Raw genomic sequence first — 16,264 nt, 5'->3', positions numbered from 1 at the left:
ATGGAGGCAAAACAAATGAAAAAAGCTTTTAGGAAAGAACCTTATTCATACTTCCGCTTTGATAGCCAATTAAATCAAGTGTTATATATTTATAGCCAAACTCTTGTAAATTGCGCACAATCGTATCATGATTTTCAAGAATGACCGCCATATCCTTAGGCTCTACCTCAATTCTGGCGATATCCTGGTGAGTTCTCACACGAACCTGGCGGATTTGCAAGGATTTTAAATAGTATTCTGCTTTTTCCACCTTTGTCAGCTTTTCTTTCGTAATGTACTCACCATAGGCAATCCTTGAAGAAAGACAGGCGAACGATGGTTTATCCCACGTCGGCAAATCAAACTCGCGGGAAAGCTCGCGGATTTCTTCCTTATAAAGGTCTGCTTCCTGAAGCGGGCCGCGAATTCCCTTCTCTTTGGCTGCCTGCATGCCTGGACGGAATTCATTCATATCATCGGCAATAACACCATAAATGACATTTTTAAAACCCTTTTCTTCCATGACAGGGATTAAATGATCAAACAAGCTGCTTTTGCAAAAATAGCAGCGGTTTTTACTGTTTTCTGCATAACCGGGAATCGCTAACTCGGAAGTTTCAATTACCTGATGCTTCACGCTGATTTTTTCCGCTAGTCTAATCGCCTCTTGAAGCTCGCTGGATGGATAGGTTTCTGAATCGGCTGTAACCGCCAGGACCTTCTCAGGCCCTAATGTCTCGACGGCAGCCTTCAACAGAAACGTACTATCCACACCGCCTGAAAAGGCAACGACAACGGAATCCATTTCTCGGAGAATAGACTGTAATTTACTGTATTTCTCGGTAAGCATTGTCCCCTCTCCCCTCGGGTAAATCAATCTATTTATACTTCATCATTGTTATCTTATTAGGGAATTGACGTCATTATGTTTAAATGGTCATTGCTCCGAAACCGCCATCCACACGGATCATTGCGCCTGTCACAAAGCTTGAGGCTTTCTCAGACGCAAGCCATACAGTTGCCCCTTGAAGCTCTTCAGCTTCACCAAAGCGGTTCATTGGCGTATGACGCATAATGGATTCAATCCGCTCCTTGTCCAAAATTTTGCGATTTTGTTCAGCCGGGAAGAACCCAGGGATGATCGCATTGACGCGGATTCCATTTTGCGCAAATTCACGTGCTAAAAATTGAGTCACGCTATTAAGGCCGGCTTTTGATACAGAATACGTAAAGACGCGGGACAGCGGAGTTGTTGATGAAACAGACGAAATATTAATAATGCTGCCCTTTCTGTCCTGTTCAATCATTCGCTTCGCAAAAATTTGGCAGGTCATCACAATACCTTTTAAGTTTATATCCATGATTTTGTCATACTCATCCATGTCAAGATCAAAGAATGGAGTCGCACTGTTGGTTCCTGGTGCATTCAAGAGAATGTCCCAGCCGCCAGCCCATTGTTCGATTTCAGTTGCTGCCTGCTGCAAGGAATCCTTTGAACTAACATCTGCTTGGAAAGCCTTCGCTTCCCCGCCAGCTTCGACGATTTCCTTTACAACCTTTTCAGCGGTTTCGAGATTGCGGCCGACAATGGCAACCTTTGCCCCATGCTCTGCTAATCCTTTTGCCATAGCTGAGCCTAATACGCCATTTCCACCTACGGCTACAGCCGTTTTTCCGGTTAGGTCAAATAAGTTTGTCATATTGTTTTCCCCCAATTTTTCTAAAATAAATTTCCATTTTCATCAAAGTTAATTTCATATAAATCTGAAACCTGCTCCATATTTGGGTGATTGGCTATATAATCGAGCAAAGCTTCAGAAACTTCTATTTCACTGATCTTCAGTGTATTTTTAATGCGCACCATTTTCACTTTGGTAAAATCTAAAATATTACACGTCTTAACAGCAGCCTGAATCGCCTGTTTATCATTAGGCAGTGTGGTGGCTATTTTTGTAGGCGACACAACCGTTGAAGTTAAGCCGTTGGCATAAGTTCCTTCTAAATCCATATTGTCCACTAGGCGCTGAGTTGTAAAATCAGCGGTACCTACCCCATTGGCATTTCCTTCGGATTCAGGAGTAACAGATAGCACGACCATTTTGTTAACATCAGGTCCACCAGAGGCGTACGGAGTAGGATAACGTCCGGTAATATTCGGGTCCATTCCATCACCGCTGATATTTTTACCAATTTCATCAATCACAAGAACATCCAATTGATCAAAGAAAAGCTTTGGCAATAGCTCTTTTGCTTTTTTCTGCAGGTCAGCTTCCTTTTCGATAATTTCTGCAGGCGTAAGAACGTCCACTGCTGCCACTTTATCAAAAGCATTTTCAACGGATGCCACACCAAAAAGAACAGGCTTTTTCGCCATGATAACCTTGGCCATTGCCGGAACATTTTCCGCCATATACTTAAAGCCTAATTGGTGGCAGGCCTCTGCGCCTCTTTGCTTACCTAAACCAATGCTAATCATTTTCATAATGCCGCTTTCAACAGGGCCCCTAAAAGCAGTATGTGGTTTCACCCGGTTGATAACGACAATACCATCAGCTTCTGAAGCATATTTATCAATATAAATTGGCAAGCCGTTTGGCAGTTCGTCAATTTTAACCACTTCCATCGAGGAGCGGATTTCACAGCCAACACTTTCTTCTGTGACGCCAAGATGCGCTAACACTTCACGCTGTCCTTCAGCAGTTGCACCGCCATGGCTTCCCATGCTTGGAACAATAAATGGCTTCGCACCAAGTTCCTTTAAGAATCGCACCGTCACTTCCGTTAGTTCAACAAGCCGGTCAAGTCCCCTGCTGCCAACTGCCAAGGCAATTTCCATTCCAGGCTTAACTGTTTTTCTTATATGTTCTTGCTGTAATTTTTCCATTAACGCATGTTCAAGATTATCAATTTTCTCGTCGCTAAAATTCACTTTCACTTTTGCCATCTTCGGCACTGGTATATCTTTTAGTAAGTCTTGAATAACACCCACAATTCTTCACTCCTTCTCTATATCTTTAGTGTTTCCTTATGAAAAATTTACATGTACGGCCATTTTAAGATCTGTTATCATGTAATCCCTTTCAAATTCTTCCAAACAAGGGATGTGTAAATAAAAAATTAATTTGTTTATCAAACTAACAAATTCATTATTATCATATCATTATGATTATTTTACGTCAATGAATTGCATATCGATCTGATTACAAATCGTTCTTGGCAAAATTAAAGAAAAATCAAGAAAAACGACGAAAAACTGAGAAAAAGGCAGATGACGAACGCTTTCAGCAAGATTGTTTTCGTTTTCAGCATAATTGTTGCCGTTTTCAACCGCTTTGTAAAAATTCCTCACATCCCTGATAATAAGAATATCAAATCAAGAGGAGAAATAAAACATGAAAAAGTTAATCAAAACAGTTGTTGAGTTGATCGAAAAACACGGAGAATACGTCCCATTCGATTCATCCGAACCAGTAATCGCCAATCCACAAAAATAAAAATAGTGGATTGGTTTTTTTATGCAAAAAAACCTGCACTTATATAAATACTTAATCCTTATACTTATAGGACTTTGGAGAAAAGCCATAATTCTTTTTAAATGTTTTTAAAAAATAACTTTTACTTTCAAAGCCTAACTCAAATGCAATCTGTTCTACTGACTTTACCGAATGATCCAGCAATTCTATTGCTTTATCCATTTTCATTCTTGTCACATATTCAATAAAACCTTCTCCCATTTCCTTCTTGAACATTCTACTGAAATAACTAGCATTTAAATGTAAATGGTCAGCTACTACTTTTAGAGAAATTTTTTCACTAAGGTGGGTTTGTACATATTTTTGTGCTTTTAAAACATCTTTATTTCTTGTTGTCAAATTAATGGACTTTACTTGTTCAAGGAACTGACCACAGAGTTCTTCTAATACACATTCTAAATGTTCAAATGTTTCGACATCCTGAATAAAATGGTCCGTCGAGGTATTTGATTGGGTTTCAAAATGTTCTAAAGCGCTTAGGCATAATTTAATATCAAATATTAATTTAATTGCCCAATCTTTTATGACTGCCGGAGAATATTTCTTCTCTTTTATATTATTTAATTGATGGTACAAACTCTCTACTATTTGATCTTTTTTATCTTTTAAGATCAACTCTTTTAGTTTCTGCGAAATCTGTACATAATCATGAAAAATAGAATCGCTTGTATAGGAAATTGGGCGATAATATTGAATACTGCCATGTTGATAATAAAAACGTTGATCTTTATTTTTAAGTAAAAGTTGGATATTTTCGATTAATTGCTGGTGCTTCACATTTTGTTCTCCGATAAAAGAAGTAATACTAATGTTTAAAATGGAACCGATTTTTCTATGCATTTCTTTTATCATGAGTTCGATAAACTGATTTGTATCCATCGTTTTGTTTCTGTTCAATGGAATAAGAATAAGAAATGTATCCTTTAAATAAAAAATCTGCACCTTTTGACGAACTTTTGTCAGTACTTCATCTATTAGGTTGTTTACACGATATTGAAGCAAGGTTTCATTTTCAAACTCAGTGATCGCTTTTTGATAATGATCAATAAAGCATAGCACCGGTGTATAATGCTCGTGTGAAAGATCCATTCCCAAAAGGTGCTCTTGCTCTTTCCACCAATCCGCTTTTTCCATATTCTGTTCTTTCATTAGCTTTTCAATAACCTTTGATTTGATATTATTTTTCTCTAAAAATGTGGTGATATTTAAGTGCTGATTACTTGTATAACGTTCTTGATCGAACTTTTGCTTTAATCTCTCAAGTAAAGCAATAATATCAATCTCTTCCATAGTCTCTTTTAAAATATAATCATAGACACCTATTTTTATAGCCTTTTGTGCGAAGTGAAACTCATCATGACAAGAGAGGATGATAATATACGAGTTGCTGTTTGATTTTTTCAGCTGCTCTATTAATTCGATTCCAGTCATTTTGGGCATCCCTATATCGGTTATCAATACATCATAGGAATTCTCTTGCAGATATTCATAAGCCAAACTACTATCTTGAAAATGCGCGGCTATCTCGAAACCATAGTCCTGCCACGGAATCATTTTCTTTAAAAATTGAATAACGAAAACATCATCATCAACCAAAACTACTTTGTACATCCCATTCACCCCTTATGCACTGGTATTTTAAATGTTAATGTCGTTCCTTCCCCTTGCATACTGTCGATCCCCATTTGAAATTCTTCTCCATAAATCAATTTCATCCTTTGGTAGACGTTTTGCACTCCTATTCCATTAAACGATTGATGACTTTTAACATAGTCATGACGATATGGTTGAAAAACTTTCTCCCTTAATCGCTCTAATGTGAGCTTGTCCATACCTTTCCCATTGTCTGTAATGATGATTTCCAAGTACGTATGACTTTGTTCAATTGCGCTTATATTTATCGTTTCTTTTCTATTATTAAACCCATGAATAATAGCGTTTTCGATGACCGGCTGTAAGAAAAATCTTGGTACTTGGAAACGAGAAGCTGCTTCGTTCACGTTGATCTCCAATTCTACATCATGCTGGTGGCGAAAATTCATTAAATCTACATAATGCCTTACAATCTTTAACTCTTCTTCAAAAGGAATAAATGCGTTATTACGATTGATCGTCATTCTTAGGAGTGCGGATAAAGAATAAATGAGTGAAGCACTGCCAGTATCTCCCTCCATTTTTATTTTTAAACGAATCGCATTTAGGACATTAAATAAAAAATGCGGGTTGATTTGTGCTTGAAGCATGTCTAATTCAGCATTTCGTTTCGCTTCTTCCTGTATTTTAATCTGTTCAATCATTTCCTCGATGGTATCAAGCATATGATTAAAGCTGTGGCCTAATTGAGCGACGTCATTATTTCCAGGAAGATGGATCCTGGCTGAAAGGTCACCCTGTTTAATTGCTTTTGTCACAAGATGTAATCTTGTGATTGGTTTCGTAAATTCACGCACAAGCAAGATCAATCCAATTAAAAATAGAACTAAAAAACCACCTTGAATCAAAATCGTTGTTCTCGTCACCGTATTGATTGAGCCAATCGTGTCCTCGTATGGGACAAGGCTGACCAATCTCCAATTTGAATAGGATACTGGATAAGAAACCATTAAATGCTTCTCTTTTTCATAGTCAACAATTTGATAATTAACGTTCGTCACATCATAGGGTAATTTCGTTCCTACCTCATCTGTATCCAAACTCGAATAAATTTCTCCTGTCTTATTGGTCAAATAAAATTTTGCCCTCTTTTCACTTTGAAACTGACTAAAAAGCTTTTTAATCTCATTTTCTTTTAAACTGATAATGATATAGGAATTTAAGGAATCAGAACTTTGAATCCTTCTTCCGATAGTAATAAGATACGGGTAAGTTTCTCTATCAGATTTAATGTAGGTTGGATGTGCACCCAGCCAATAGGTCTGGTAAAAACTTAAGTGGTCTAATTTTTCAAACCATGGTTTTTCTTTGAATTGTAAAGGATTAAAATCGATTCTTGAATAATTGGTGTAATATAAGTCATTTTTAAATAAGATGGTAATATACATAGGCATTAATAAATCAGTAATTCCAGACAATTCATTTGAGATTCTTATATAATTAAGAGCTATTTCTTGTTTTACACTAGGTGAATCTGCATCAATCAGCTTATGTGATTTTAGTAACTGATTCATGTTTGAATCAAATTGAATATAATTAGATGTATAGATCATATCGTCAAACATATTCTTTATTCCTAATTCAAGCATTCGTAAATCATCTTCTGATTGTTTGGCTGCACGTTGTTCTAATACGTCTTTCGTAAAATAGTTTGAAACGATGTAGGTACTAACCCACGGAAAAAAAATGCAGAGAATGACGGATATAATTAATCTTGCTCGAAGCGACATTTGCTTTATTTTTTTCCAAAATAACTTCACTGATGATCACCGCTTCCAATAGTTCAAACAATAAAAATAGAGAGAAAACGTGATTGTTTTCTCTCTATTATAGCATGAATATTCTAATTATTTATTAGCATCTACTACGGCTTGTACTTTTTCCTTGATGTTTTTCATGGTTTTATCAAGATTCTGCTCTCCAAGGAGATATAATTCCACCTCAGCACCAAATTCATTATAGGCTTCCGTAATATATGGAGGTGGAGCAATGACTTTACTTGCCTTAACAGAGGTAAGTGCATGCTTCAATGATTCCATATCAATGGCATCAGGTTTTTTGGCTCCATTTACCACTGTTTCTAACGCTTTGTCCATATCTGCTTTCTTCCATGACGGTGTCCAGATTCCTTGTTCCACAATTCCTTCTGTTGTCAACCAACGCATAAATTCATATGCCTCTTGCTTGTGTTTTGAGCTTTTGGCGATTGAAATTAAATCCCCGCCCATCTGTGCTACAGGTTTATCACTTGCCTTATCTTTTGGCCATGGTGCCCAAGCAATTTCAAATTCTGGTGTAAATTGACCCCATTCTGTAATCATAAAACTTCCGGAAGGAACCATTGATGCGGATTGACTAAAGAATTGCTGACGGTAGTCCATTTTTTGCGATAAAATTTCTTCAAATGGAACAGATGATTTATCGACATTTTCTAACTGATTTCGTAGTTCCAGTGATGCGCGCAACATCGGATCAGCTGCGTTCGATGTGCCATCCTCGTGCAAGATCAAATTATCATCTGGTTTACTCATTAGTTTTAAAACAGAATGGAAGTTATGCCATGTGTGCAAATATGAACCATAATGACCATCCGTTGTCAGCTTTTTAGCATATTCGGCATAATCATCCCATGTCCAATCAGTCGGAACTTTTAAGCCTGCTTTATCAAGATGTGCCTTATTCATCATAACGAGCATCGTGACATTTTTCATTGGCAAGCCATAATACTCGCCTTTAAAAGCTGGATAGCTATAATTGTATTCTTTAGTAACATCAATGCCTTCTGCTTTAGTAAATTTAGTGATTGGTTCAACAAGTCCTGCGTCAATTCGTTTTGCTAAATCTTGAGAATTGTTAAACATAATCAAATCCATATCATCGCCCGCAGAGGCCATCAAATCTAACTGTTTGAAATAATCCACAGAGCTCATATTTTCTACAAGCGGGATGGATTCCACTTTTACTCCTGGATGCTCTGCTTCATATTTTGCAATGACACCTTTCCATTTTCCAACATCCTCATTAATCCAGTGAACAAATTTTAACGTTACTTCTTTTTTAGATGAATCGGATTTACCTTCATCTGTTGCAGCCTTATCGTTACCAGAACATGCAACTAACATAAACATTGCAAGAATTCCAACCAGTAACAGCGAACCCCACCGTTTAATCACCATATTTTCCCCCTTTATATTTAGTTTGTATAGCAACTCTCTCTAAATCAATAGAGGCAGCAAATACCACTTTAACCTTTCACTCCGCCAAGCTGTATGCCTTCAATAACGTTTTTCTGTCCGATAATGAAAATAATCAGTAATGGCAAAATGGCGGAAACAGATGCAGCCATCATTAATGAGTAAACGCTGCCATGTTGATCTGAAAAACTGTTTACACCTAGTTGAATGGTGTATAATTCTTTTGTTCTTAGGAAAATTAATGGATTTTGGAAGTCATTCCAAGTCCAAATAAAACGTAATATTGCATAAGTTGCGATCGCAGGTCTTACTAATGGTAAGGCAATCGATCTAAAAATTCTAAAATGCCCAGCACCATCCATTCGCGCTGATTCTATGATTTCATTACTAATTCCGAGATAGAATTGGCGCAGCATAAAAGTTCCAAATACACTAAAACTATTTAATAGAATAAGACCAGTGTGTGTATCATAAAGACCAAGCCATCTATATAACAGAAATTGTGTTACTAACAATGTTTGCGGTGGAATCATGAAGGTTGCCAAAACGATTAAAAAGATGAAATCTCTTCCTTTAAAATTAATTTTGGCAAACCCATATGCCGCTAAGCATGAGAATGTACATGAAACTAATGTTGTTAAAACTGTTACCTTGATTGAATTCCAGTATAATAGCAGGAACGGCAATGACCCCGTCCAAACTTCTTTATAATTTTCAACCGCATTCCAATGCTTAGGAATCCATTGAATCGGAAAAGTTAATACATCCTCTTCCACTTTCAAAGAAGCAGATATCATCCAAAAGAATGGCATTAGAAAAGCTATTCCAATGAAAACCATAATGATGGTCATAATCAATTTTCTTATATCTAATCTTTGTACCATCTAAACTGCTCCTTTCTTTTTAATAATTCACCCATTTTTTCTGACCAAGAAATTGAATATAAGTAATGATCAAAATAATCACGAACATGACTATAGAAATAGCGGAGGCATAGCCTGTTTTTAATTCAATAAATGCCTGTTGATACAAATAAACAACTGGTGTTATGGTCGAATTTGCTGGTCCGCCATTCGTTAAAACGATGATTAAATCAAATACTTTAAAACTAGAAATTACACCTGTAACAAACAATAAGAAGGTTGTAGGTGACACCAAGGGGATTGTAATCTTAGTAAATTGAGCCCAAGCACTAGCCCCATCCATTTGTGCTGCTTCGTAAAGTTCTTTTGGTATATTCTGCAAACCGGCCAAGTAAATGATTAAATTAAACCCAATTCCTGTCCAAATCATAATTAACATTACAGAGGGCAAGGCAAAGGTAACGTCTGCGATCCAACCAGGCGGATTCTCAATCCCAAGCGACATCAGTAAATGGTTAATAGGACCTTTCGTTGGATGAAATAGCACTTGAAAAACCACTGCAACGGCTACAACGCTCGAAATAAACGGCATAAAATAGATCACCTTGAACAGATCTTTAAAATAAACATGTTTGTTAATGATTACAGCTAAACCAAGTGATAAAATTAATGTAATCGGCACCGCTAAAATTAAGATAATATTATTGATTAAGCCTTTAATAAATAGTGGATTGGAGAGTAATTTCGAGAAGTTTTCAAATCCTACAAATTTAGCATTTTCATAACCCGATACAAAATTCCAATCGGTAAAACTTAACACAAAAGAAGCGAGAATTGGAAATACTACCAAGATGGAGGTCCCAATAAACATCGGTGCAATAAATATGTAACCTGATAAATTCTCCTTCCACCCGCTAAAAGCGGCACTTTTTCTTCTTTTTGCCTGCTTGTTTACCTTATTTTTAGTTATTGGTGTAACTTTTGTTTCGGCCTTTACTTCGCTGCCCACGATTTTCACCTCTTTTTCTTTGTAGAAGATTTAGTTATCTTTATTGTAGGTTAAGTATAGTTTTTGATAACGCTTTCAACAATGTGGAATTTTTACATTATTGAGAAAATTTTTACTAGTTTTATCACCTCTCCAATTTCAGATGTAAAATCTCTAGATACTCTATTTAGTTCATGCTTTATTTTTACTTTTCTGGGAAAATTTTTACTTCCTATCGAAAAAGGAAAACTAGTCTTTCTGTGCATGATATATTTATAGAAAAGGAGGGAGCAGCATGCAATTAGGTTCATTTTCAAATGGTATTTATATGGTTTGTAATTGGATAGCAAGACTAGCTTATTTAAATTTATTATGGATCCTCTTTACTTTAAGCGGATTCGTGATATTTGGTTTTTTTCCAGCGACTATAGCGATGTTAGCTACATTAAGACAGTATCTTTTGAAAAATCATCCACCAGTATTCCAAACTTTTTGGCAATATTATAAAAAGGAGTTCCATAACAGTAATAAATTAGGGTTAATATTCGTTGCGTTCGGCTTTATCTTGTATGTAAATATCACCTTTTTACAATCTGCATCTAATGAAACAGCTGCTTTTCTTTTATATTCCAGTATTATCATGAGTTGTATTTATTTTCTCCTCATTTGCTATACGTTGGCTTCTTATGTTGAATTTGATCAACCATTAAGAACACATATCAAAAATGCACTTCTCATTACCATCTACAGTCCGATCCCAAGTCTATTTATGATTTTTGGAACTGCCGCCATATACTTTGCAGTTGCCGCTATATCGGGATTAGGATTCTTTTTCAGTGTAAGCCTATTAGGTCTTGTGATTCTCTCTTCAGCAAGTCTAGCCTTTAATAGAATAACAAGAAAACAAGAAGAAATGAGTAATGAAACATAAATCTAATTTTTATATTTCACTTTACGCACACAAAAAGAGGCTGCCACTTATTAACAGCCTCTTGTTTTATTTGCTAATATTTTTAAAACCAGTCAGAATAACCTAGTTTTCTTAAGTGATTAGCAGAAATCTCCAAGCAATCAAATGGGTCACGGCCATAGGTATCATCTTGTTCTACCAAGAAATACTGTGCCCCGCTCTCAAGGCCTGCTTCCATAATACCTTTAATATCGAGGTTTCCTTCGCCAAGTTCTGCAAATTCAATTGTATTGGTGAATAGGTCAAAGAATTTCCCCATATCCTTGAAGTCAATTTGACTTGTATCAATTTGTCCAATACGATAATCCTTCAAGTGCAGGAGTGAGATACGGCCTGTATATTCTTTAACAAATTCCACAGGATTTACGCCCGCTCTTTGAATCCAGTGAACATCTAATTCAAACCCAAGCTTAGTGGTGTTATTCTTAATAATATCCAACAAATACTGACCATCATATTTTTGGAATTCTATGTGGTGTGTGTGGTAATACAATTCAATTCCGTGTTCAGCCAATCGGTGGGCCATTTCTTCTGCTTTCCTAATAAATTCCATGATTTTATCTTTATGACCGATAGCTGTTAATGGCAGCATACCTATACGTAAGAAGTTACAATCCAGGGTCTTGCAGTCGTTTACGATTTTTTCAAAGTCACTTGTCAATGTCTCACCAGGCATTCCAGGAAGCATTGGCTCTACCGCAGCAGAAAGAGCCGCAATCTTAATATCAAAATCTTGACTTGCCCTTTTTATCTCCGCTACGTTCTCTGGAGTCATAGGAATTTGAGAAACTTCAACTGCGTGATAGCCAAGCTCACTTAATTTTCTCATTGTTTCATAGGCACCTAGCTCTTCCACTTTGCCTTTTAGCATCATCATTTGAACGCCGATTTTACCCTTTTTCATTTATTATCCCTCCATTTTAACTACTTGTTTTATCTCTGAAGATTTACGTATAGCATCAATCATTGCAATAGAAACGAATGCATCCTTCGCATGAACATAATCATGTGAATTTTGGAGAATACATTGATAGAATTGGTTAATGGTTTTGAAATGGCTTGCCCCGTAATAGAATTTTGAACCTGGCAGTTTGGCGTCTTCCACCAATTCTTCCTTTTTACCTTCATCTGTTACTCTCACCAAGATGCTATCTTTGATGTTGAATTTTCCTTTTTCTAACAATACCTCAAGCTCCACGCTTGAATTTTCTGCATTTGCATTAGTAGCAAAGAATAAGCCCTTCGCTCCATGTTTAAAATGGATATGGGCCGATGCCGTATCTTCCACTTCAATTCCATAGTCCAATAATTGATTTATAGATCCTTTAATGGAGTCGATTTCACCGCCAATAAGCTGCATTAAATCGATGGTATGCAATGCTTGGTTAATCATCACACCGCCGCCGGCCAATTCCATTTTTCCGCGCCATGGTTTGGCATCATAATACGCCTTCGGTCTAAACCAAGCTACCAGACCTTTTACCCCTGTAACCTTGCCATATTCACCGCTCTTAACGATCTCTAGAAGTGTCTCAAACGTTTCATTGTATCGGTTTTGTAAACACACACCAATTTTAATATCACTATGTTCGTTCTCAAGTTTTACCAGCGCCTGTCCCTCTTCCGTGTTTAAGCCCAACGGCTTCTCTTGAAAAACATGAACACCTTTTTCTACACAAGCTTTTGTTACAGGGTAGTGCAGATAATGAGGCAGACAGTTATGGACACAATCAAGCGCTTCCTTTTCTAGCATCTCGTGATAATCTGTATAAAAGTTTACGCCAGGTACGGTATCTTTTAAGGATTCATTTATGTCACAAACTGCCACTAGCTCAGCGTCTGGATTCGCTTGTATAGCTGGTATATGAATTTTAGAAATATCTCCAAGTCCTATTACTGCTGCTTTAAGCATATGCTTCTCCCCTTTTTTAAACGAACTCAAAGCTGCATTAGCATTGAGTTCGTTTAAGGTGATTACTTTCTAACCGGATATTTACCTTCTTCTGCAATCCGTTTATTTAGTTCTTCTAAGAATAAATCTTCATCAAATGGTAATTCCACTTCCTTGCCTAACCAGCTTGACAGATGCATCGCATTTGCAAGTCTTACACCATTAATACCGTCGCTACCTGGTGCTAATAATGGTGTACCTTCAACGATCGCTGAAGCAAAGTCTTCTAATACAGCAATGTGCTGACCGCCCCAAACGCTTTCAAATTCAAGGACTTCCTCAGTGAAAATATCACCTTGACCGCCGCCCATGAAAATACTCATAACATCTTGCATACTCATGGTTGCGCTCATTTCATTTTCAGGCTTATTTAGGCGCTTGATAGTGATTTTTTTACTATCATCTACCACGATTTTTCCTTTATCGCCTAAGATTTCTAAACGGTCTGTCCCCACTACATCATGCGTACAAGTTACAAATACACCAGTAGCACCATTTCCATAATCAAAAACGGCAGTTACATCGTCTTCAACAACAATATCTCTTTGATAGCCAAAGTTTGCTTTTGAATAAACCTTTTTAGGCATACCGCAAATCCACTGAAGTAAGTCAATTTGGTGTGGTGCTTGGTTTACAAGAACACCGCCGCCTTCTCCGCCCCATGTTGCTCTCCATTCACTTTGATCGTAGTAACCCTGCGGTCTCCACCAAGTAGTGATAATCCAATTGGTACGGCGAATGCTTCCAATCTCGCCATTATCAATAAGTTCTTTTACTTTTTTATAAAGCGGGTTTGTACGCTGGTTAAAGAAGATTGCAAACTTAACTTCAGGCTTTGTCGCTGCAAAGTCGTTTAGCTCTTTCACTTGTTTTGTATATACTCCAGCCGGTTTTTCCACTAATGCATGGATGTTTCGTTTTAGTGCTTCAATTCCCATTTCAGGATGGAGGTAATGCGGAACAGTTGTAACGACTGCATTAACGTGACCGCTTTCAAGCATATCGATATAATTATCATAAAAAGGCACATCTGGATAAGTTTCTTGCGCTACTTGCTTTTTAGCAGGATCATTATCACATATTGCACCAATTACCATGTTCTTTACTTTGCCTTCTGAAATGAATTTAGCGTACATACCGCCTTCTGCGCCTAAACCAATAATTCCTAATTTCACTTGTTCCATTTTTACCGTTCCTCGCTTTCAATTTTTTTTAGAATTTCTAAAAGTGCTTCATATTGAAGTTTATAGCCGCCTGCACCATCAAGCCCTTTGTTGTCCTTAATGATCTTGGCCGCATCTTCAAGCTCTAAATCCTTTAATGAATCAAAGAGAACCAAATGAGGCTCTAGTGTTAAAAAGCCTTTATAGCCTGCTTTAATAAATTGGGAGAGGAGTTCAGGAATTTTTCCTTCTCCTGTACCGCAGACAACATTTTGATTATCTGTAGTAACCGCATCTTTGATGTGAATATAAACCACTTCATCCTTTAATAATTCATAACATACCTCGGTATCTTCACCGCATTGAACGAAGTTGGCAAAATCAAAAATCGCCTTAAAGTACGGGGAATTAACCTCTTTTAATATCTCATGACAGCGTCGTGCGATATCACCGTATATATCCTTTTCATTTTCATGCAATAAAATGACATTGTATTTCTTCGCAATCGCGGCATATTCCTTTATTTTGCGAATAACATCATCGCGGTAAATATCAGGGTTGTCCCCCTTTGGAATATAAAAACTAAAAATACGAATATATTTGCAGTCCAACAGATTACTAATCTGGCATAGGGTTTCAAGCATTTCTTTTTGTTTTGCAAAGCCTTCTTCATCATTGATGAAGACCTTGCCAATAGGAGATCCAATCGATGATACAGCTATTCCCGCTTTTTCAAGACGCGGAAGGACATTTTCTTTAATCTCAGCAACGGTAAAGTCACCGATGTTTTTCCCATCAATGCCCCGCAAAGATAAATAACGCATGCCTAGATTTGAAACAACCTCAAGCTGTGTATCAAAATCTGATGAAATTTCATCTGAAAATCCTGAGATCAATAAATCTTGATTCATTTATAGTGACTCCTCCTTATTGCTGTGTTGCTGGTTGTAGTTTATTTTTTCGATAGCGTGACGGTGTTATGCCCACCTTTTCTTTAAAAAAGCGGCTAAAATGTGCAAGACTTTCAAACCCCGATGCACTAGATACTTCAGCTAAGGAAAGATCTGGTTCCATTTCTAATAAGAACTTCACTTGGTTAAGCCTGCAGCCCATTACATATTCCATCACAGTAAAACCTGTGACTTCTTTAAAAACGTGCGATACATAATATTTGCTTAAACTAAGCTCGGACGAAATACGGTCCAAACTAATTTTCTCTGTATAGTGGTCTCTTATCCAAGAAGCAATTTCCTCTACATGTACTTCCTTTTCTGTCTTCCTGCTGTTTATTTGCGCTAGCTCCTTCTTACTCATTTTATAGATAGCAAGCAGCAACTGAGTCAGCTCAAGCTTCACTTCAGCTTCTAATAGTTCACTCTTTTTCCCCGTACGCTGAAGCTCTTCATCGATTTCGGTTAGAAGCCCCGATATTTTTTTCATCTGCCCGTCCACATATTGGCCATTTTCATCATAACGTGTACGTAGAAGCGGGTTGTTCAATTTTTTAAACGGCATTAACAAATTCGGTATTCCGAGTGTGGAAATCAAATCAGACAGCCATGTTGGAGAAAAATGAAGCACACTTCTCGTATAGATGCTCTCACCCCCAGGGTTGGCTTTATGCAGGGTCATGCCATCCAAAAGAATAATATCACCGGGTACCAGCTCATAGATCCGATTATTAATTAAATACTTACAATCACCGCCGCAGAAGAAATAAATCTCATACTCGTGATGTGAGTGAAACTGAAAAGTATAGGATTCCACTCCCTGCATTCGATAAGATGCATAAATCCACTCATCTAATACTTTTCTTTTATATGGCAGGGTAAATAAATCTTCCACAGCTCTCACGCCTTCCCTAGTAGTAAGCGATATCAAAGCTTACTTATATTTTACGCCTTAAGCTTGAGAAAAACATTCTCTGAAACTGCTTTCATTTCGATTAAATTTGACTGATATTGCTTTTT

At 37.1% G+C, this 16,264-nt stretch carries 14 protein-coding genes; 1 reads left to right on the top strand and 13 read right to left on the bottom strand.

Features of this window, described 5'->3' with window-relative positions; translation table 11 throughout:
* Positions 1-28 precede the first annotated feature (28 nt).
* The 8 genes from larE to ACZ5B7_RS07515 all read right to left on the bottom strand — a co-directional run bounded on the left by larE (position 29) and on the right by ACZ5B7_RS07515 (position 10,231).
* Positions 29-829, bottom strand: coding sequence for an ATP-dependent sacrificial sulfur transferase LarE (larE, locus tag ACZ5B7_RS07550; protein ID WP_464493307.1), 801 nt, complete (start codon positions 827-829; stop codon positions 29-31).
* 79 nt (positions 830-908) lie between these two features.
* On the bottom strand, positions 909-1,679 hold the full coding sequence (locus tag ACZ5B7_RS07545) for an SDR family oxidoreductase (protein ID WP_423801391.1): 771 nt from the start codon (positions 1,677-1,679) through the stop codon (positions 909-911).
* 20 nt (positions 1,680-1,699) lie between these two features.
* Positions 1,700-2,968 (bottom strand): nickel pincer cofactor-dependent isomerase, group 22, encoded by a 1,269-nt coding sequence (locus tag ACZ5B7_RS07540; RefSeq protein WP_464493306.1) that lies wholly within the window; start codon positions 2,966-2,968, stop codon positions 1,700-1,702.
* A gap of 556 nt (positions 2,969-3,524) precedes the next feature.
* Positions 3,525-5,123 (bottom strand): response regulator transcription factor, encoded by a 1,599-nt coding sequence (locus ACZ5B7_RS07535; protein ID WP_464493305.1) that lies wholly within the window; start codon positions 5,121-5,123, stop codon positions 3,525-3,527.
* Between the two features lie 5 nt (positions 5,124-5,128).
* Positions 5,129-6,925 (bottom strand): sensor histidine kinase, encoded by a 1,797-nt coding sequence (locus tag ACZ5B7_RS07530; RefSeq protein ID WP_464493304.1) that lies wholly within the window; start codon positions 6,923-6,925, stop codon positions 5,129-5,131.
* Between the two features lie 87 nt (positions 6,926-7,012).
* Positions 7,013-8,341 carry an ABC transporter substrate-binding protein gene (locus ACZ5B7_RS07525; RefSeq protein WP_464493303.1) on the bottom strand — a complete coding sequence of 443 codons (1,329 nt, stop codon included), beginning with the start codon at positions 8,339-8,341 and terminating at the stop codon, positions 7,013-7,015.
* 68 nt (positions 8,342-8,409) lie between these two features.
* Positions 8,410-9,243: a carbohydrate ABC transporter permease gene (locus ACZ5B7_RS07520; RefSeq protein WP_423801386.1), complete on the bottom strand. Its 834-nt coding sequence runs from the start codon at positions 9,241-9,243 to the stop codon at positions 8,410-8,412.
* A gap of 19 nt (positions 9,244-9,262) precedes the next feature.
* Positions 9,263-10,231, bottom strand: a complete 969-nt coding sequence (locus ACZ5B7_RS07515) for a carbohydrate ABC transporter permease (protein WP_464493302.1) — start codon at positions 10,229-10,231, stop codon at positions 9,263-9,265.
* Positions 10,232-10,505: 274 nt separating this feature from the next.
* Here ACZ5B7_RS07515 and ACZ5B7_RS07510 point away from each other — a divergent pair, with 274 nt between their 5' ends.
* Positions 10,506-11,141, top strand: a complete 636-nt coding sequence (locus ACZ5B7_RS07510; protein ID WP_464493301.1) for a YesL family protein — start codon at positions 10,506-10,508, stop codon at positions 11,139-11,141.
* Positions 11,142-11,223: 82 nt separating this feature from the next.
* Here the strand turns inward: ACZ5B7_RS07510 and ACZ5B7_RS07505 are convergent, their stop codons facing one another.
* The 5 genes from ACZ5B7_RS07505 to ACZ5B7_RS07485 form a co-directional block, all read right to left on the bottom strand.
* Entirely contained in the window at positions 11,224-12,084 is an 861-nt protein-coding gene (locus ACZ5B7_RS07505; RefSeq protein ID WP_464493300.1) for a sugar phosphate isomerase/epimerase family protein, read from the bottom strand.
* A gap of 3 nt (positions 12,085-12,087) precedes the next feature.
* On the bottom strand, positions 12,088-13,092 hold the full coding sequence (locus tag ACZ5B7_RS07500) for a Gfo/Idh/MocA family protein (protein ID WP_464493299.1): 1,005 nt from the start codon (positions 13,090-13,092) through the stop codon (positions 12,088-12,090).
* A 62-nt stretch (positions 13,093-13,154) separates the two neighbouring features.
* On the bottom strand, positions 13,155-14,315 hold the full coding sequence (locus tag ACZ5B7_RS07495) for a Gfo/Idh/MocA family protein (protein ID WP_464493298.1): 1,161 nt from the start codon (positions 14,313-14,315) through the stop codon (positions 13,155-13,157).
* A gap of 2 nt (positions 14,316-14,317) precedes the next feature.
* Positions 14,318-15,205 carry a sugar phosphate isomerase/epimerase family protein gene (locus ACZ5B7_RS07490; RefSeq protein WP_464493297.1) on the bottom strand — a complete coding sequence of 296 codons (888 nt, stop codon included), beginning with the start codon at positions 15,203-15,205 and terminating at the stop codon, positions 14,318-14,320.
* Between the two features lie 16 nt (positions 15,206-15,221).
* Positions 15,222-16,139, bottom strand: a complete 918-nt coding sequence (locus ACZ5B7_RS07485; RefSeq protein WP_464493296.1) for an AraC family transcriptional regulator — start codon at positions 16,137-16,139, stop codon at positions 15,222-15,224.
* Positions 16,140-16,264 lie beyond the last annotated feature (125 nt).

This window comes from Neobacillus sp. S1115 (genome assembly GCF_055385565.1).
The sequence above is the reverse complement of the archived record's forward strand: the minus strand, read 5'-3'. Positions and strand labels throughout refer to the sequence as shown.